The organism is Pseudomonas asturiensis (genome assembly GCF_900143095.1).
Classification (GTDB): Bacteria; Pseudomonadota; Gammaproteobacteria; order Pseudomonadales; family Pseudomonadaceae; genus Aquipseudomonas; species Aquipseudomonas asturiensis.
Genome location: NZ_FRDA01000005.1, coordinates 374,445 through 391,159 on the forward strand (window position 1 = coordinate 374,445; position 16,715 = coordinate 391,159).

The window sequence follows — 16,715 nt, forward strand, 5'->3', positions numbered from 1 at the left end:
ACCCCATGAGCTTCGGCGCCGATGAAGAAATCCTTCAGGATTTTCTGGTAGAGGCCGGCGAGATTCTGGAGCAGTTGTCAGAGCAATTGGTCGAGCTGGAAAGCCGACCGGATGATGCTGACCTGCTCAATGCAATTTTTCGCGGTTTTCACACTGTTAAAGGGGGCGCCGGCTTCCTCCAGCTGCATGAGCTGGTGGAGTGCTGCCACATCGCCGAGAACGTGTTCGACATCCTTCGCAAGGGTGAGCGACGTGTTGACTCCGAGCTCATGGACGTGGTTCTGGAAGCACTGGACACGGTCAACAGCATGTTCGGCCAGGTGCGTGAACGGTCCGACGTAACGCCTGCAACGCCAGAGCTTCTGGCTGCGCTGTCACGTCTGGCCGAGCCACAGTCTGCCGATGTGGTCGCGGTTGCAGAACCGGTGGTGGAAGAGGTTGCCGAGGCTGCCGCTCCGGTCGCCGATTCCTCGGCCAGCGACGACATCACTGATGATGAGTTCGAGCAACTGCTCGACTCGCTGCACGGGTCCAACCCCGTTGCCGCTACGGTTGCTGCCGCGCCAGCGGCTGAAGCACCGGTCAGCGACGAGATCACCGATCAGGAGTTCGAATCCCTGCTCGATCAATTGCACGGCAAAGGCAAGTTCGCCCCTGACGCCGCCCCGGTTCAGGCTCCAGCGCCGACAGCCAAGACGGGCAGCGCTGCGCCGGCGAGCGATGAAATCACTGATGACGAGTTCGAAGCCCTGCTTGACCAGTTGCATGGCAAGGGTTCGTTCGATGCCGCGATAGCCGCACCGGTTGCCGCGCCTGCCGCTGCTGCGAAGGCACCTGCTGCTGCCTCTGACGAAATCACCGATCACGAATTCGAAAGCCTGCTGGATGAGCTTCACGGCAAGGGCAAATTCGAGCCGGATGCTGTCGTCGGCAAGGCGGCAGCACCTGCGCCGGCTGCTGCAGCACCGACACCGGCACCCGTCGCCAAACCTGCTCCAGCGCCTGTGCCTGCAGCGAAAGCCGAGCCTGCGCCGGCCAAGCCGGCCGCGGCAGCCCCTGCACCTGCGCGCGCTCCGGCGGCCGGTGGCGACAAGCCTGCCGCGTCGGAAGCCGAAACCACCGTACGCGTTGATACGGCACGCCTGGACGAGATCATGAACATGGTCGGCGAACTGGTGCTGGTGCGTAACCGACTGGTTCGTCTGGGGCTCAACAGTGGCGACGAAGCCATGTCCAAGGCGGTCTCCAATCTGGATGTGGTGACCGCTGATCTGCAGACCGCGGTGATGAAAACCCGGATGCAGCCGATCAAGAAAGTCTTCGGCCGCTTCCCGCGTCTGGTTCGTGACCTGGCTCGCCAGCTCAAGAAAGAGATCAACCTGGAGCTGGTGGGTGAAGAAACCGACCTGGACAAGAACCTTGTCGAGGCACTGGCCGACCCGCTGGTCCACTTGGTGCGTAACGCTGTCGACCACGGCATCGAGACGCCGGAAGAGCGCGAGGCTACGGGCAAGTCCCGCGGCGGGCGTGTGATTCTGTCAGCCGAGCAGGAGGGCGATCACATCCTGCTGTCGATCTCCGACGACGGCAAGGGCATGGACCCTAACGTTCTGCGTTCCATTGCCGTCAAGCGCGGCGTGATGGACAAGGATGCAGCCGATCGCCTGAGCGACACCGACTGCTACAACCTGATCTTCGCGCCGGGCTTTTCGACCAAGACGGAAATTTCCGACGTATCCGGTCGTGGCGTGGGCATGGACGTGGTGAAAACCAAGATTTCCCAGCTCAACGGCTCGATCAACATCTACTCCACCAAGGGGCAGGGTTCGAAGATCGTCATCAAGGTCCCGCTGACGCTTGCGATCATGCCGACCCTGATGGTCATGCTGGGCAATCAGGCGTTTGCCTTCCCGCTGGTCAACGTCAACGAAATCTTCCACCTGGACCTCTCGACCACCAACGTCGTCGATGGTCAGGAAGTGGTGATCGTGCGTGACAAGGCCTTGCCGCTGTTCTACCTCAAGCGATGGCTGATCAGCTCGGCCGCGCATGAAGAACAACGTGAAGGGCACGTGGTGATTCTGTCTGTCGGTACTCAGCGCATCGGCTTTGTCGTCGATCAACTGGTCGGGCAGGAAGAAGTGGTGATCAAACCGCTGGGCAAGATGTTGCAAGGTACGCCAGGCATGTCGGGCGCCACCATCACCGGTGACGGTCGCATTGCCTTGATTCTCGATGTACCGAGCATGCTCAAGCGTTACGCCGCACGGCGTATTTGATTCTGGGGTTGCGGGCAGCCTGGTCTGCCTGCAACACCTATTGGAGTGTTTATGGCAGTCAAGGTCCTGGTGGTGGATGATTCGGGTTTCTTCCGCCGCCGCGTTACGGAAATTCTTTCTTCGGACCCCAACATCCAGGTTGTCGGCACGGCAACCAATGGCAAGGAAGCGATCGAACAGGCGCTTGCACTCAAGCCTGACGTGATCACCATGGACTACGAAATGCCGATGATGGATGGCATCACGGCGGTTCGCCATATCATGCAGCGCATCCCGACTCCCGTACTGATGTTCTCCTCGCTGACGCACGAAGGTGCCCGCGTCACGCTGGATGCACTGGACGCTGGTGCCGTGGACTTTCTCCCCAAGAATTTTGAAGACATCTCGCGCAACCCGCAGAAGGTCAAGCAACTGCTGTGCGAGAAGATCAATAGCATCTCGCGCAGCAATCGTCGTTTTACCGGTGCGGGATCGACGCCGGCGGCACCTGCTCCAGCCGTAGCGCCTGCCGCTCGTGCTGCCGCACCTGCGCCGACGTCGTCTGCGCCTGCCCGCACGGTTGCGCCACGCACCGCAGCGCCTGCGCCTCATGCTGCTCAGCCTCACGCTCATGCGCCTGCTCATCCGACGACGTCGGGTGCGCCCAAGCGCAAGGCTTACAAGCTGGTTGCCATTGGCACGTCCACGGGTGGCCCGGTGGCGTTGCAACGCGTGCTGACGCAACTGCCCGCCAACTTTCCGGCACCGCTGGTGCTGATCCAGCATATGCCTGCCGCCTTTACCAAGGCGTTCGCCGAGCGCCTGGACAAGCTGTGCAAGATCAGCGTCAAGGAAGCCGAGGATGGCGACGTGCTGCGTCCGGGGCTGGCCTTGTTGGCCCCTGGCGGCAAACAGATGATGATCGACGGTCGTGGCGCGGTGAAGATTCTGCCAGGCGATGAGCGCCTCAATTACAAGCCTTGTGTGGACATCACCTTCGGATCGGCTGCCAAGTCATATGGCGACAAGGTGCTGTCCGTGGTGTTGACCGGCATGGGCGCGGACGGGCGAGAAGGTGCCCGTCTGCTCAAACAGGCCGGCAGCACGGTCTGGGCGCAGGACGAAGCAAGCTGCGTGATTTACGGGATGCCGATGGCCATCGTCAAGGCGGAGCTCGCGGACGCGATCTATAGCCTGGACGACATTGGTCGTCATCTGGTCGAGGCGTGTCTCTGATGGATGTACTGAGTCTTATCGGTCTTATCCTGGCGTTCGTTGCGATCATCGGTGGTAACTTTCTCGAAGGCGGTCATCTCAGCGCGTTGCTCAATGGCCCAGCGGCGCTGATCGTGATCGGTGGCACGCTGGGTGCGTCCTTGCTGCAATCGCCCATGAGCGCCTTCATGCGCGCCATGAAAATCATTCGCTGGGTGCTGTTCCCGCCGCGCGTCGATCTGCCGGGTGGTGTTGACCGCGTCATCGGCTGGAGCATGACGGCCCGCAAGGAAGGCCTGCTGGGACTTGAGACGATTGCCGATTCCGAGCCCGACAGCTATGCCCGCAAAGGCCTGCAACTGCTGGTCGATGGCGCCGAGCCCGAAGCGATTCGCAGCATTCTGGAAGTGGATTTCATCACTCAGGAAACCCGCGATATCCAGGCCGCGAAGGTCTTCGAAAGCATGGGCGGCTATGCGCCGACCGTGGGCATCATCGGTGCGGTGATGGGGTTGATTCACGTGATGGGCAACCTCGCCGATCCGAGTCAGCTGGGGAGCGGCATTGCCGTGGCCTTCGTTGCCACCATTTATGGCGTTGCAACGGCCAACCTGATCCTGCTGCCGGTGGCGAACAAGCTCAAGGCCATTGCCCATCGCCAGGCGCGTTATCGCGAGATGCTGCTCGAAGGTCTGCTGTCCATTGCCGAGGGTGAAAACCCGCGCTCCATCGAACTCAAGCTGCAAGGCTTCATGGAGTAACCCGTCATGGCTCGACGTCGTCAGCCCGAAGAACACGAAAATCATGAGCGCTGGCTGGTGTCGTATGCCGACTTCATCACGTTGCTGTTTGCGTTCTTCGTGGTGATGTACTCGATTTCGTCGATCAACGAAGGCAAGTACAAGATCCTGTCCCAGGCGCTGGTCGGTGTCTTTAACGACGCCGAGCGGACCATGAAACCAATCCCCATCGGCGAGCAGCGCCCTGTGTCGGTCAAACCGTCCGAGCCATTGCTCAAGGACAGTGAAGAAACCGATGCAGGCATCGCCTCGTCGGCCAGCGACCCGCTGCAGACCATCGCTCAGGATGTGCGTGACGCGTTCGGCGATCTGATCAAGTCCGACCAGATGACCGTGCGCGGCAACGAACTGTGGATCGAGATCGAACTCAATTCCAGCCTGTTGTTTGGCAGCGGCGATGCGATGCCCAGCGACAAGGCGTTCACGATCATTGAAAAGGTCGCCGGTATCGTCAAGCGCTTCGACAACCCGATCCACGTCGAAGGCTTCACGGATGATCAACCGATCAGCACGTCGCAGTTTCCGACCAACTGGGAGCTGTCTTCCGCCCGCTCGGCCAGCATCGTACGCATGCTCGCCATGGACGGTGTGAACCCTGCGCGCCTGGCGTCCGTGGGGTATGGCGAGTTCCAGCCGATTGCACCCAACACCACGGCCACCGGGCGCGCCAAGAACCGCCGTGTGGTGCTGGTTATCTCGCGTAACCTGGATGTACGTCGCAGTCTCACCAGCACCGGCACGGCCAATGCGCAGCCGGACGCCGCTTTGAGGCGTGCTGGCACACAAACTGCACCGGTGCCAGCAAAGCCGCCGGTACGTGCGAACACTGTCAATTCTCCGTCACCCGCTCCCTGACTGTCGTCTCGGTATGATCGTCGCTGTACGGAAGGAAAATCATCAATGAGAGTCTGGGCAGTCGCCAATCAGAAAGGTGGAGTCGGAAAGACCACCACGACCATTGCTCTGGCCGGTTTGCTGGCCGATGCGGGCAAGCGCGTCGTCGTGGTCGATCTCGACCCCCACGGCTCCATGACCAGCTATTTCGGGCACAATCCTGACGAACTGGAGCACAGCGCCTTCGATCTGTTCCTGCATAAGGGCCAGGTGCCTGAAGGTTTGCCGGGGCAGCTACTGTTGCCGACCAGCGACCAGCGTATTTCGCTGATTCCGTCGAGTACGGCACTGGCGACACTGGAGCGTCAGTCGCCTGGCCAGAGCGGCCTTGGGCTGGTCATCGCCAAGAGCCTCGCGCAGTTGTGGCAGGATTTTGACTATGCGCTGATCGACAGTCCGCCGTTGCTTGGTGTGTTGATGGTCAACGCGCTGGCGGCCAGTCAGCAGTTGGCCATTCCGGTGCAAACCGAATTCTTGGCCGTGAAGGGCCTGGAACGTATGGTCAATACCCTGACCATGATCAACCGTTCACGCAAAGTGCCGTTGCCTTACACCATCGTGCCGACACTGTTCGACCGTCGCACCCAGGCATCGATGGGCACGTTGAAACTGCTGCGCGACAGCTTCCCCGAACATGTTTGGCAGGCCTACGTGCCGGTAGACACGCGTTTGCGCGATGCCAGCCGGGCGGGTCTCACGCCGTCGCAGAACGACAGCAAGAGCCGTGGCGTGATCGCCTATCGGGCGCTGCTCAAACATATGCTCGCCGAGCAACTCAATGCTCAGGTGGCCTGACATGCGCACTTATTCTTTCTTTGCTGTCAGCTCAAGTGATGCCTCAATGCGGCCGATAACTCTATCAGGCTGCACTCGCTCTATTTATTGTTGGGCCCCGGTATGAACCGCCCTGTAGAAGTTGCAACGCGACCCAAGCTGGCTTTGCAGTCTTATCTGGATGCCTTGCTTCAGGACGCGACCGAAGAACTGCAAGAACCTGAAAGCACCATCGATGAGTTTCAGGCAGCGGTGCTCGAAGAACAGGCTTTTGATGCGCGCATGAAGGCGCAGATCAAGCCGGTTGCTGTCGCGGTGGCGGCACCTGCCGCAGTGGCAGTGCCTGTCGCGGTCGCTGCGCCGGTGGTGACGCCTGCACCGGTGGTGGAAGTTGCGCCGGTGATCGTGGCCGAGCCCGTTGTGGAGGTCGCTGTACCGGCCGTTGACTGGGTCGAGCCTGTTGCCGAACTCAGTACGCTGGTGGCTCAGCTAACACCAACGCCGCCGCCGACCAGTGATGGTCGTCCGGCCTGGGCTGCCGAGCCGTTTGAGTGCCTGTTGTTCGATGTGGCCGGGCTGACACTGGCAGTGCCACTGGTATGCCTCGGGTCGATTTATCCGTTGGCAGGGCAGGAGCTGACGCCTCTGTTCGGTCAGCCGGACTGGTTTCTGGGGATCCTGCCGTGTCAGGCGGGCAACCTGAAGGTGCTGGATACCGCGCGCTGGATCATGCCTGATCGCTACCGCGATGATTTTCGCCAGGGATTGCAGTACGTGATTTCGGTTCAGGGTTACGAGTGGGGGTTGGCGGTGCATCAGGTCAGTCGCTCGCTGCGCCTTGACCCGAATGAAATCAAGTGGCGTACACACCGTGGTCAACGCCCATGGCTGGCGGGCACAGTGATTGAGCACATGTGTGCATTGCTGGATGTTGCAGAGTTGGCCGAGCTGATTGCCAGTGGCGCGGTCAAGCAGTTGAACAAGTCAAAATAATCATGGGTCGTCGCCAGTCGCGTCGCCCGCAGAGTACACACGTGAGGGGTTAGGGGTATGAATAAGTCGTCTGCACAAGGTTCTGAAGATCCTATCCTGCAATGGGTTACGTTCCGCCTGGACAATGAGTCCTATGGCATCAACGTGATGCAGGTCCAGGAAGTGCTGCGCTACACCGAAATCGCTCCGGTACCGGGTGCGCCAAGCTACGTGCTGGGCATCATCAACCTGCGCGGTAACGTTGTAACCGTCATCGACACCCGTCAGCGCTTCGGCCTGGCACCGGTCGAAGTCAGCGACAACACCCGTATCGTCATCATCGAAGCCGACAAGCAAGTGGTCGGGATTCTGGTCGACAGCGTGGCGGAAGTGGTTTACTTGCGTCAGTCCGAAGTCGAAACCGCACCTAACGTCGGTAACGATGAATCGGCCAAGTTCATTCAGGGCGTTTGCAACAAGAACGGCGAACTGTTGATTCTGGTCGAGCTGGACAAAATGATGTCCGAAGAAGAGTGGTCCGAGCTGGAGAACATCTGATTGATTCTTGAGGTAGCTGTCGTCTTCCTGGGCATTCTCTGGGTCGTTTCCCTGGGAATGTTTCTGGCCCATACCAAGCGTCAGCGCAAGCTCGACGCCGAGCGTGACGAGGCAGCTGCCTTGCGTGATCAGCGTATCAAGGAGTTGGCCAGGCGCGTGGACAACTTTCAGAGCGGCACGGTACGCATGGGTGAAGCCCTTCACGAACTGCGCGCCATCGTTGCGCCGTTGCCGGACAAGCTGACGGCACTGGAACAGCGCGATCCCTCCACGCTGTCCTTCGCTCAGGCTGCACGCCTGGTCGGCATGGGCGCCAGCATCGACGAGCTGACCCAGTCCTGCGGACTGACTCAGGCTGAAGCGCAGTTGATGACCAAGTTGCACGGCAATACGGCGGGCTGACCGCCGTATTGACCCCGCCTGATACATTCGCGATCAGGCGTTCCTTCTCTCGGGCCGCTTTTCCAGCAACGCCTTACTGTTCGTCCAGCGCGAATTCAGTCAGGCAGAAGGTTGGAACCGCCATCGCCTGCAGACGCTTCGAACCCCCCAGTTCCGGCAGATCAATGATCGCAGCGGCTTCGTGAACCTGCGCGCCCATGCGGCGAATCAGGTTGGCGGCGGCAATCAGCGTGCCGCCGGTCGCAATAAGGTCATCGAACATGATCACCGAGTCGCCATCGCACAGGCTGTCGGCGTGGACTTCCAGGTAGGCTTCCCCGTATTCGGTCTGGTAAGCCTCGCAGAGCACATCAGCGGGCAGCTTGCCTTGCTTGCGGAACAGCACCAATGGCTTGTTCAAGGCGTAAGCCACGACCGAACCGATCAGAAATCCACGCGCGTCCATGACGCCGATGTGGCTGAAGTCGGCCTCGATGTAGCGCTGCACGAAGCTGTCGATCACCTGGCGGGTGGCCTTGGGGGACTGGAAGAGCGGGGTGATGTCGCGGAAGACGACACCCGGCTTGGGAAAGTCCACAACCGGGCGTATCAGGGATTTGAAGCTCAATTCATCGAAAATCATCAGAGGTGATCCGGTGCAAGATTGGCCGACAGTTTAAGCCCACCCGTCCCGGATCGCACCCCTCAGCTTTGAATGGCACCGCCCGCCAGCGCGCAGAGCTGAATCGGGTCCAGAATATGCACCTCTTTGCCCTCTGCGCTAATCAGCTCGTTTTGTTGAAAACGCGTGAACACACGGGAGACGGTTTCGACCGCCAGACCCAGGTGGTTGCCGATTTCGTTGCGCGACATGCTCAGGCGGAACTGATTGGCGGAAAAGCCTCGTGCCCGAAAGCGCGCCGAGAGATTGACCAGAAAAGTGGCGATGCGCTCATCAGCCGTCTTCTTCGACAGCAGCAACATCATCTGTTGATCGTCGCGGATTTCGCGGCTCATGACGCGCATCAACTGGCGGCGCAGTTGGGGCAACTGCACGGACAATTCGTCCAGGCGCTCGAAGGGAATCTCGCACACCGACGTGGTTTCCAGCGCTTGCGCCGAGACCGGGTACGCCTGGGCGTCCATCCCGGACATGCCCACCAGTTCGCTGGGCAAATGAAAACCGGTGAGCTGTTCTTCACCTGCGTCACTGATGCTGAACGTTTTCAGGGCCCCGGAGCGAACGGCGTATACCGACTCGAAGGTATCGCCCTGGCGAAACAGGAATTCGCCCTTCCTCAAGGGACGACCCCGCTTGACGATCTGGTCAAGCGAATCCATGTCTTCAAGGTTCAATGAAAGCGGCAGGCAGAGCGGGGCGAGACTGCAATCCTTGCAATGAGCCTGGGTTGAAGCACGTGACTTGGCGGGCTCGGACATCACTTAATTCCTTGTGGGAAATCACACATAGGTTGTAAGGGTAACTCACGCAAGGCAAGTAGGGCCAGTCTGGGAGTGACATCAAGGTTGCCGTCGCTTTGCCGATAGCCTCTCATTCCCTTAATCTGCGCAGGATGACCCTTCATGTCCATTTCAGGGCCGTTGTTCACCAGCGTTACGGTGCGTACCCCGACCTCGCAGACCACGTACTCTGCCGATCAGGACGCCATACCACAGGCTTCGAGCGACGCCAGGGGCATCGAAGTTCACCTGTCGACAGAAGGCAAGGCTGCGGCCAGATCATCGTCCGCTCACTCGGATATAGAGAACAGCGGCTTGCCCACCTCGGTCCAGAAAGTCCTCAAGGCCATTCGCGAGTTGCAACGCAGGATCGAGGAGACGATGGATCAGATTCAGAAAGTTCTCAACGACAGGAACCTGAGTTATGACGAACGACAGACGCGTGCTACGGCGTTACAGGCCGTGCTGGGCATGCTGCAAAGTCAGGTCAGCAATTCGACTGCCGATCTTTCGGTGCTGATGAACCAGCTCAAATCCAGCGACGGCGACAAGGTCAAGGCGGGCTTGCTGGTTCTTGAAAAAATGTAAAACTGCTGCCCGCTCAGATCACCCGGGAAAATCGTTGGCGATTCTGCCGGGTGAGGTAGGCATCGAACACGCTGCATACCGAGCGAACCAGCAAGCGTCCAGCAGGCAAGACCTTGATCCTCTCCGCCTCCAGAGCAATCAACCCGTCGTTGGCCATCTCGATCAGTTGTGGCCAGATCGCGCTGAAGTAGCGCTCGAAATCTATCGCAAAAGTCTGCTCCAGACCGGCGAAGTGGAGCTGAAAATGGCAGATCAACTGTTGAATCACCGCACGTCTGATCCGGTCCTCTTCGTTGCAGACCAGCCCGCGCCTGGTTGCCAGTTGATCACTGGCGAGCAGCGTCTGATAGTCGTTCAGATCGCTGCTGTTCTGGCTGTACAGATTCCCCACCTGACTGATCGCCGACACACCCAGCCCGACAAGGTCGCAGTGTCCATGCGTGGTATAGCCCTGAAAGTTACGATGCAGTGTGCGTTCTTCCTGCGCGACGGCCAGGTCATCATCGGGCAGGGCGAAGTGATCCATGCCGATATACCGGTAACCCGCCCGGGTCAGTTGCGAAACCGTGCGCTCCAGCATGGACAGTCGGTTTTCGGGACTGGGCAGGTCAGCGCTGTCAATGCGCCGTTGCGGCATGAAACGCTCTGGCAGGTGAGCGTAACTGAACACTGACAGCCGATCCGGCTGCAGTTGGATGATCTCATCGACCGTTTGGGCGAAGCTGTCGAGGGTCTGTTTGGGCAAACCGTAGATCAGGTCAATGTTGATCGAGCGAAACTGCAGCGTACGTGCTGCCTCGATCAACGTCCGGGTTTCCTCCAGGCTTTGCAGGCGATTGATTGCCCGCTGCACGGCCGGCTCCAGGTCCTGGACGCCCAGGCTGATCCGGTTGAACCCCAGTTCACGCAACAGCCCCATGGTCGCCCAATCGGCTTCGCGAGGATCAATCTCGATGCTGTAGTCGCCCGAGTCGTCGTCCGGCAAAGTGAAGTGCGTACGCAGATGCGCCATCAACTGTCGCAACTGGTCGTGGCTGAGAAACGTCGGCGTACCGCCGCCCAGATGCAACTGCTCGACGACCTGACCCGCATCGACGTGGCACCCGAGCATCTGAATTTCCTGCATCAAGCGCTGCAGATAAACCTGAGCCCGACCACGGTCCTTGGTGATGACCTTGTTGCAGGCGCAGTAGTAACACACGTTGGCGCAGAACGGGATATGCACATACAGCGACAACGCGCGCATCGCCTTGCGACTGTCACGCAGCGCATGCAGCAGCTCGAAGGCCCCCACATCGGTCTTGAACTGCACGGCAGTCGGATACGAGGTGTAACGCGGCCCGGTGAGATCGTAACGGCGGATCAGGTCTGAATCCCAACGAATGACGTCCAGCATGCGCATGTTTCCCGGATGGGGTAATTGGGGCAGGAGCATACGAGGGGCGTATTTATGGGATGTTGATGTGGGTCAACCGGTTTTGCAGCGAGCAAGCCTGATCAGTCAGTGCCCCATCAACCAATGCTGATGAGGCCCCGGCAACGTCCATATTCCAAACAGCATCACCAGCACGCCACCTGTCGCACGCACGCTGCGTTTACGCAGCAGTGCGGTAGTGCGTTCGGCGGCCAGGCCAGTGGCAAGCAGTACGGGCCAGGTGCCCAGGCCGAACGCCAGCATCAGCAGGGCGCTGTCGATGGCGTTGCCCTGGCTCGCGGCCCAGAGCAGGGTGCTGTAGACCAACCCGCAGGGCAGCCAGCCCCACAGTGCGCCCAGAAGAAGGGCGCGGGGGATGCTCGAAATGGGCAGCAGACGGGTAGCGATGGGTTGCAGATGGCGCCACAGGCCCCGGCCCAGGCGTTCAATGCGGGTCAGGCCGCTCCACCAGCCGGCGAGGTACAGGCCCATGGCGATCAGTAACAGCGCGGCGACGACGCGCATGGTGGTCGCCCCTGGACTGTTGGCGACTGCCCAGCCGACCAGGCCACTGAAGAAACCGGCAATCGCGTAGCTGACGATGCGCCCCAGGTTGTAGGCCATCAACAGCCGCAGCCGCTGTGTACGCTGTTCTCGGGGAATGGCCAGGGTCAATGCGCCCATCAGCCCGCCACACATGCCCAGGCAATGCCCGCCGCCCAGCAGCCCCAGTATCAGAGCGGAAAACAGCAGGGGTATCAGGTCAGACATGATGAGCTTCAGGCATGGGGTTTTCCGTCGCTGTCTGACCGTTTGTGATCAGATGGAGTGTTCTGTGCTGCAGCCTGATGGTCGGGATCCTGATCGTCGAACAGGATGCTGTGGGCCGGACCGTCCATGTCGTCGTATTGCCCATCGTCCACCGCCCAGAAAAACACATAGATCGCCACGCCGACCAGCAGCAAAGCGGCAGGAATCATGATGTAGAGCGCGGGCATGAGACCTCCTGGGCGAATCGTGCCGCGTGTGGAAGGCGTGTCAGGCGCAGGGCGTTGAGCACCACGATCAGCGAGCTTGCGGACATGCCGATGGCCGCCCAGATCGGGGTGATCCAGCCCAGCGCGGCAAACGGCAACATGACGCCATTGTACAAGCCGGCCCACAACAGGTTTTCGATAATCACCCGACGGGTGCGGCGCGCCAGTTCAAAGGCGTCGATCAGGCTGTGAAGGCGGTTGGAGAGCAGCACCGCGTCAGCGCCGGTCTTGGTCAGGTCGGTGGCCGAGCCCATGGCCACGCTGATGTTGGCGGCCGCCATCACCGGTACATCATTCACACCGTCGCCAATCATCAGCACGTTGTGCCCTTGTGCCTGCAATTGCTGCAGCACGGCCAGCTTGTCTTCGGGTCGCAGGCCGCCGCGTGCGTCGTCGATACCCAGCGTCGTTGCCACCGTCTGCACCATGGGCGAGCTGTCTCCGGACAGCAGCAGGGTGTTCCAGCCGCGTGCCTTGCAGGCTTGCAGCAGCTCAATGGCGTCGTCGCGTAGTCGATCGTCCAGGCCGAACCAGGCGAGCGGGCCTTCAGTGTTGCCCAGCAGCAGCCATTGGCCGGTCTCGTCCGGCATCTGCAGTACCTTGGTATTGCTCAGTGCGCAGACAAACGCTGGCTGGCCGATGCGTAACCGTTGATCACCCATGCAGCCTTCCAGACCGCGTCCGGGTGTATTCAGTACATCCCGAGCGACGAGAGGCACCTGGCCGAAGGCGCGTGCGATAGGGTGCCCGGATCGGCTTTCCAGCGCGGCGGCCAGTTCCAGGCAGGTGTCTGCGTCGAGTCTTCCCAGAGGAAGAACCGCTCGTAGCGTCAGGCGTCCTTCGGTCAGTGTGCCGGTCTTGTCGAAGATGACGGTGTCGATCCTGTTCAGGCCCTCCAGCACATGACCGCGGGTCAGCAGCAGGCCCAGCCTGTGCAGCGTGCCGGTGGCTGCAGTGAGTGCCGTGGGCGTTGCCAGCGACAGGGCGCAGGGGCAAGTGGCGACCAGCATTGCCAGAACGATCCATAAGGCGCGTGACGCATCGAGTTGCCACCAGACGAGACCGATAACGGCGGCGGCGATCAGGGAGAGCAGCAGAAAGACCTGCGCTGCGCGGTCTGCCATGCCGGCCAGTCGTGGCTTGTCTGCCTGTGCACGTTCCAGCAGGCGAACGATGGCGGACAGTTGGGTGTCATGCCCCAGGGCGAGTACCTGAATCGTCAACGGGCTCTCGACATTGAGGGTGCCTGCCGTGACGCGGTCGCCTGCGGTTCTTGGCCTGGGCAGGTATTCACCCGTCAGCAGGGATTCGTCGACACTCGACTGACCGTCGAGAATCGTACCGTCGACGGGTATCACCGTGCCGGGCTGCACCCGCACGCGATCACCCAGGCCCAACTCTCTGAGCAGAATGCGCTCGGTCTGGCCGTCCTTGATCAGTCGCAGGCACGAGGCAGGCAGCACATTGACCAATTGTGCCGTCGCAACGGCAGTACGTTCACGTGCCCGGCGCTCCAGATAGCGCCCGGCCAGCAGGAACAGCGCGAACATGCCGACGGCATCGACGTACAGCTCTCCTGTTCCGGTGATGGCGGTCCAGATACCTGCGACATAGGCGGTGCCGATGGCCAGCGATACCGACACATCCATGGTCAGGTGGCGGCTGCGAAGATCGCGCAATGCGCCACGGAAGAACGGCGTGCAGCTGTAGAACACGATGGGCGTGGTCAGAAACAGCGCCACCCAGCGCAAGATCGTGTGCATCTGCGGGCTCAGGTCGAGGTTGAATTCCGGCCACGTTGCCATGGTTGCCATCATCGCCTGAAACCACAGCAGACCGGCGACGCCCAATTGCCTTAGCGCCCGCCGGTTCTCGCAGGCCAGCCGCTCGGCGGCCTGATCCGCCTGCCAGGGATGTGCGACGTAGCCGATGCCGCGCAGCGCGTTCAGCAATTGACTGAAGCTGACCTGATGACTGATCCAGTGCACCGTCAGGCGATGATTGGACAGGTTCAGCCGCGCTTCGACCACGCCTGCAAGCCTGCCGAGCCGCTGTTCGATCAGCCAGCCACAGGCCGCGCAACTGATGCCTTCGATGAGCAGGGTGGTTTGCGACACATCTGCGTCATGACGCACAAAAGGGGCCTGTACGTCCGGGCGATCGTAGAGTGCCAGTTCGTCGGGCACTGGCGTGGGCAGGTTTTCCGGGTTCGTGGAGGTCTCACTGCGATGGCTGTAATAGTGTTCTAGCCCGCCTGCAACGATGGCCTCGACCACCGCCTGACAGCCCGGGCAACAGAGCTCGCGGGTTTCGCCAAGCACCACGGCGGTGAAGCGGCTGCCCGCCGGAACGGGCAGGGCGCAGTGATAGCAGAGCAGGGGCGCGTTCACGTCAGTCCTTTCGGCCTTGAGCCGCCTGCAACGGCTCGTCGCCCAGCGTCAACGTTCGCTCCGGCCTGATCCATTCTTCTTCGAACAGGCGCCATGTCTGGCCGCCTTCGGTGCCCAGTAATTCGACGAAGCGCCGGCCTTCGACCCGGTCCTGAAGTTGCCCGATGTAGCGACCTGCTTCTGACGGGCTGCGGGTCAGGAATACGCGGCGATCCATGTCCGGCCGGGTCGGTGATATCAGGTTCAGCTCCAGCCTTTCAGGGTTGCTGTTGCCGCTCAGGCGCAGTTCGGCTTCGCCGGTGACGTCGTCCAGATGAAGGCTGGCACGCAGCATGAGGGTCTGGGCCAGTACCTCGCGGTTGATGGAGCGATTGATACCTTTGCCCGCTTCGTAATAGTTATCGGTGACCAGGTTGTCTGGATGATTGATCGCGATGCCCGCCATGGTCAGGCTGAGCAGCACCGAACAACTCAACATGCCAATGATGATCCAGGGCCAGAGGTGCTTGTACCAGGGACGTGCAGCGGTTGCGGCTGGCATGGCGATGCTCTTAGCGAATGGACGGGCCGATGAACCGGCTGCGGGTTTCGACACGGGTGTCGTCGTGGTCGTTATCCGTGAGAATGAAGGTGACCTCCTGCGAACTCGACGGCAGGGCTTCAGGCGCGCTGGACAATTGCACCGCGATGCTGATGATCTCGCCTGCCTCGACAGTGATTTCACGAAGTCCCTGCCATTTCAGATCCGGCAGTCCGCGGGCCTCCAGCACGTAGTTATGAGCGACCTGATCCTTGTTCATGACCTTGAGGCTGTAGACGTTTTCGATACGCCCCTCGGCGTTTTCCCGATACAGCGTGCGGTCCTTGCTGACATCCAGTCCCGCCAGCGAGCGGGTCATGAAGGCGCTGATTAGCAGACCGATCATCAGCAGCAGTACCAGCGCATAGCCGATCAGGCGCGGACGCAATGTACGCGTTGCCTGCCCCGACAGCGCGTGCTCGGTGGTGTAGCTGATCAGCCCGCGTGGATACGCCATTCTGTCCATGACCGTATTGCAGGCATCGATACAGGCTGCGCAACCGATGCACTCGACCTGCAAACCGTCGCGAATGTCGATGCCGGTCGGGCACACCTGAACGCACATCGTGCAGTCGATGCAATCGCCCAGCCCCTGCGCTTGATAATCCGCCTCTTTTTTCCGCGCACCGCGCTGCTCACCGCGTTGCGGGTCGTAGGACACGATCAGGGTGTCCTTGTCGAACATCACGCTCTGGAAGCGCGCGTACGGGCACATGTAGATGCACACCTGCTCGCGCAGCCAGCCCGCGTTGGCGTAGGTCGCAAGGGTAAAGAACCCGACCCAGAAATACGCCCAGCCATCGGCCTGGCCGGTGAACAGGTCGATGCTCAGTTGCCGAATGGGCGAAAAATAACCGACGAAGGTCAGTCCGGTGACAAAGCCGATCAACAGCCACAGGCTGTGTTTGGCCAGCTTGCGCAGCAGTTTTTCGCTGCTCATGGGCGAGCTGTCGAGTTTGATGCGCTGGTTACGGTCGCCTTCAGTGAGCTTCTCGCACGCCATGAAGATCCACGTCCACACGCTCTGCGGGCAGGTATAACCGCACCATACGCGCCCTGCGTAAACCGTCACGAAGAACAGTCCGAACGCCGCAACGATCAACAGGCCGGACAGCAGGATAAAGTCCTGTGGCCAGAAGGTTGCGCCGAAAATGTAGAACCGCCGCTCAGGCAGGTCCCACCACACGGCCTGATGCCCATCAAGGTTGAGCCAGACCGTCCCGAAGTAAATCAGCAGCAGCACCGCCCCGGCCGTCATACGCAGGTTGCGATACAAACCCTTGAACGCACGGGTATAGATTTTTTCGTGCGAGGCATACAGGTCGACGAAAGCGTCTTCGCCATCCGTTGGGGGCGTGATGTTGTGTACCGGGATCCGTTCATTCATTGCGCG

At 60.6% G+C, this 16,715-nt stretch carries 17 protein-coding genes; 9 read left to right on the forward strand and 8 right to left on the reverse strand.

Annotated features, from left to right (window positions below):
- The first annotated feature begins 5 nt into the window (after positions 1–5).
- The 8 genes from BUB69_RS12070 (at position 6) to BUB69_RS12105 (ending at position 7,873) form a co-directional block, all read left to right on the forward strand.
- Positions 6–2,279 carry a chemotaxis protein CheA gene (locus tag BUB69_RS12070; RefSeq protein ID WP_073166631.1) on the forward strand — a complete coding sequence of 758 codons (2,274 nt, stop codon included), beginning with the start codon at positions 6–8 and terminating at the stop codon, positions 2,277–2,279.
- 51 nt (positions 2,280–2,330) lie between these two features.
- A complete protein-coding gene (locus BUB69_RS12075; protein ID WP_073166634.1) occupies positions 2,331–3,494 on the forward strand; it encodes a protein-glutamate methylesterase/protein-glutamine glutaminase in 1,164 nt (387 codons plus the stop codon).
- The gene (locus BUB69_RS12080; protein ID WP_073166638.1) at positions 3,494–4,234 is read left to right on the forward strand and encodes a flagellar motor protein; all 741 of its coding nucleotides are present in this window, start codon (positions 3,494–3,496) and stop codon (positions 4,232–4,234) included. The genes BUB69_RS12075 and BUB69_RS12080 overlap by 1 nt, the downstream gene beginning before the upstream one ends.
- 6 nt (positions 4,235–4,240) lie before the next feature.
- Positions 4,241–5,128: a flagellar motor protein MotD gene (gene motD, locus BUB69_RS12085; protein ID WP_024689495.1), complete on the forward strand. Its 888-nt coding sequence runs from the start codon at positions 4,241–4,243 to the stop codon at positions 5,126–5,128.
- A gap of 45 nt (positions 5,129–5,173) precedes the next feature.
- A complete protein-coding gene (locus BUB69_RS12090) occupies positions 5,174–5,962 on the forward strand; it encodes a ParA family protein (protein ID WP_073166641.1) in 789 nt (262 codons plus the stop codon).
- A gap of 102 nt (positions 5,963–6,064) precedes the next feature.
- Positions 6,065–6,934 carry a CheW domain-containing protein gene (locus BUB69_RS12095; RefSeq protein ID WP_073166644.1) on the forward strand — a complete coding sequence of 290 codons (870 nt, stop codon included), beginning with the start codon at positions 6,065–6,067 and terminating at the stop codon, positions 6,932–6,934.
- 57 nt (positions 6,935–6,991) lie between these two features.
- Entirely contained in the window at positions 6,992–7,471 is a 480-nt protein-coding gene (locus tag BUB69_RS12100; RefSeq protein WP_003370201.1) for a chemotaxis protein CheW, read from the forward strand.
- Positions 7,472–7,873: a DUF2802 domain-containing protein gene (locus BUB69_RS12105; protein WP_073166647.1), complete on the forward strand. Its 402-nt coding sequence runs from the start codon at positions 7,472–7,474 to the stop codon at positions 7,871–7,873. It begins immediately after the preceding gene.
- Positions 7,874–7,946: 73 nt separating this feature from the next.
- Here the strand turns inward: BUB69_RS12105 and BUB69_RS12110 are convergent, their stop codons facing one another.
- Positions 7,947–8,495, reverse strand: a complete 549-nt coding sequence (locus tag BUB69_RS12110; RefSeq protein ID WP_073166651.1) for an adenine phosphoribosyltransferase — start codon at positions 8,493–8,495, stop codon at positions 7,947–7,949.
- A gap of 62 nt (positions 8,496–8,557) precedes the next feature.
- Positions 8,558–9,292 carry a fumarate/nitrate reduction transcriptional regulator Fnr gene (gene fnr, locus BUB69_RS12115; RefSeq protein ID WP_073166654.1) on the reverse strand — a complete coding sequence of 245 codons (735 nt, stop codon included), beginning with the start codon at positions 9,290–9,292 and terminating at the stop codon, positions 8,558–8,560.
- Positions 9,293–9,436: 144 nt separating this feature from the next.
- Here fnr and BUB69_RS12120 point away from each other — a divergent pair, with 144 nt between their 5' ends.
- Positions 9,437–9,901: a chemotaxis protein gene (locus tag BUB69_RS12120; protein WP_073166656.1), complete on the forward strand. Its 465-nt coding sequence runs from the start codon at positions 9,437–9,439 to the stop codon at positions 9,899–9,901.
- Positions 9,902–9,914: 13 nt separating this feature from the next.
- Here the strand turns inward: BUB69_RS12120 and hemN are convergent, their stop codons facing one another.
- The 6 genes from hemN to ccoG all read right to left on the reverse strand — a co-directional run bounded on the left by hemN (position 9,915) and on the right by ccoG (position 16,709).
- A complete protein-coding gene (gene hemN / locus BUB69_RS12125; protein ID WP_073166659.1) occupies positions 9,915–11,297 on the reverse strand; it encodes an oxygen-independent coproporphyrinogen III oxidase in 1,383 nt (460 codons plus the stop codon).
- Positions 11,298–11,402: 105 nt separating this feature from the next.
- On the reverse strand, positions 11,403–12,086 hold the full coding sequence (locus BUB69_RS12130) for a sulfite exporter TauE/SafE family protein (protein WP_073166662.1): 684 nt from the start codon (positions 12,084–12,086) through the stop codon (positions 11,403–11,405).
- An 8-nt stretch (positions 12,087–12,094) separates the two neighbouring features.
- Positions 12,095–12,313: a cbb3-type cytochrome oxidase assembly protein CcoS gene (ccoS, locus tag BUB69_RS12135; protein WP_073166666.1), complete on the reverse strand. Its 219-nt coding sequence runs from the start codon at positions 12,311–12,313 to the stop codon at positions 12,095–12,097.
- Entirely contained in the window at positions 12,292–14,742 is a 2,451-nt protein-coding gene (locus tag BUB69_RS12140) for a heavy metal translocating P-type ATPase (RefSeq protein WP_073166669.1), read from the reverse strand. Before BUB69_RS12140 ends, ccoS begins: the two co-directional genes overlap by 22 nt.
- 1 nt (position 14,743) lies before the next feature.
- On the reverse strand, positions 14,744–15,283 hold the full coding sequence (locus BUB69_RS12145; protein WP_073166671.1) for a FixH family protein: 540 nt from the start codon (positions 15,281–15,283) through the stop codon (positions 14,744–14,746).
- A gap of 10 nt (positions 15,284–15,293) precedes the next feature.
- Positions 15,294–16,709 (reverse strand): cytochrome c oxidase accessory protein CcoG, encoded by a 1,416-nt coding sequence (ccoG, locus tag BUB69_RS12150; RefSeq protein WP_073166674.1) that lies wholly within the window; start codon positions 16,707–16,709, stop codon positions 15,294–15,296.
- Between the last annotated feature and the right edge of the window lie 6 nt (positions 16,710–16,715).

Excerpts from the sequence above, each read along its gene's own strand:
- BUB69_RS12095 (WP_073166644.1), top strand. The coding sequence starts at position 6,065 with ATGAACCGCCCTGTAGAAGTTGCAACGCGACCCAAGCTGGCTTTGCAG.
- BUB69_RS12145 (WP_073166671.1), bottom strand. The coding sequence starts at position 15,283 with ATGCCAGCCGCAACCGCTGCACGTCCCTGGTACAAGCACCTCTGGCCC.
- ccoS (WP_073166666.1), bottom strand. The coding sequence starts at position 12,313 with ATGCCCGCGCTCTACATCATGATTCCTGCCGCTTTGCTGCTGGTCGGC.
- BUB69_RS12120 (WP_073166656.1), top strand. The coding sequence starts at position 9,437 with ATGTCCATTTCAGGGCCGTTGTTCACCAGCGTTACGGTGCGTACCCCG.
- BUB69_RS12110 (WP_073166651.1), bottom strand. The coding sequence starts at position 8,495 with ATGATTTTCGATGAATTGAGCTTCAAATCCCTGATACGCCCGGTTGTG.
- fnr (WP_073166654.1), bottom strand. The coding sequence starts at position 9,292 with ATGTCCGAGCCCGCCAAGTCACGTGCTTCAACCCAGGCTCATTGCAAG.
- ccoG (WP_073166674.1), bottom strand. The coding sequence starts at position 16,709 with ATGAATGAACGGATCCCGGTACACAACATCACGCCCCCAACGGATGGC.
- BUB69_RS12070 (WP_073166631.1), top strand. The coding sequence starts at position 6 with ATGAGCTTCGGCGCCGATGAAGAAATCCTTCAGGATTTTCTGGTAGAG.
- BUB69_RS12090 (WP_073166641.1), top strand. The coding sequence starts at position 5,174 with ATGAGAGTCTGGGCAGTCGCCAATCAGAAAGGTGGAGTCGGAAAGACC.
- BUB69_RS12100 (WP_003370201.1), top strand. The coding sequence starts at position 6,992 with ATGAATAAGTCGTCTGCACAAGGTTCTGAAGATCCTATCCTGCAATGG.
- BUB69_RS12075 (WP_073166634.1), top strand. The coding sequence starts at position 2,331 with ATGGCAGTCAAGGTCCTGGTGGTGGATGATTCGGGTTTCTTCCGCCGC.
- motD (WP_024689495.1), top strand. The coding sequence starts at position 4,241 with ATGGCTCGACGTCGTCAGCCCGAAGAACACGAAAATCATGAGCGCTGG.
- BUB69_RS12130 (WP_073166662.1), bottom strand. The coding sequence starts at position 12,086 with ATGTCTGACCTGATACCCCTGCTGTTTTCCGCTCTGATACTGGGGCTG.
- BUB69_RS12080 (WP_073166638.1), top strand. The coding sequence starts at position 3,494 with ATGGATGTACTGAGTCTTATCGGTCTTATCCTGGCGTTCGTTGCGATC.
- hemN (WP_073166659.1), bottom strand. The coding sequence starts at position 11,297 with ATGCTGGACGTCATTCGTTGGGATTCAGACCTGATCCGCCGTTACGAT.